Genomic DNA, 576 nt, shown 5'->3' with positions numbered 1-576 from the left:
TTCTATAAGTCACAATTGTTTTAAAAACATTAATTTTAAAACATTATTATTAAACAATTATTGCGATTCAAAAGCAGAAATATTTAATTCTGCAACTAATAATAATTTGAAGAGAAATATTTTTATTTCGGGTATAGCTAATAATTATGAAGAATTTGGTACTATAAAGAAAAGTAAAAAATTTGTATTTGATTTATCAAATTTCTTATGTAAAGAAAATAAGAAAATAATAAATGCATTTGGAATCGGCGTTGGTGATGAAATAGTAAGTGGTGCTGTTAAGTATGCCAAAGAAAATAGTATTGTTTTGGATAAAATTCTTGATGTATGACCATTTCCTCAACAATTTAAAAAAAGTTGACCAAATATCGTAATCAGTTAATAGATAAAGCAGACATTGTACTATTTATTTTTGGTAATAAAATGGATGAAAATAATAATATTGTTTTATCAAAAGGTGTATTAAATGAATTTGAAATTGCTAGAAATAAAAATAAAATAATAATTCCTATAGCTTCAACTGGTTATGCTGCTAAAGAAATATTTATAAAAATAGAAAATGATATAGAAAATTTT

Annotated in this window: 2 pseudogenes; both read left to right on the top strand. The window is 22.0% G+C overall.

The annotated features are described in order from the left end of the window. Positions 1-382 (top strand): annotated as a pseudogene (locus M0D11_RS06410) (hypothetical protein); the annotation flags it as partial. Continuing rightward, positions 358-576, top strand: a pseudogene (locus tag M0D11_RS07485) (hypothetical protein); the annotation flags it as partial. The pseudogenes M0D11_RS06410 and M0D11_RS07485, both read left to right, overlap by 25 nt.

It is taken from the genome of Spiroplasma endosymbiont of Lariophagus distinguendus (genome assembly GCF_023846195.1).
In the GTDB taxonomy this organism is placed as follows: Bacteria; Bacillota_I; Bacilli_A; order Mycoplasmatales; family VBWQ01; genus Spiroplasma_E.
This window is presented reverse-complemented; position numbering and strand designations above follow the sequence as displayed.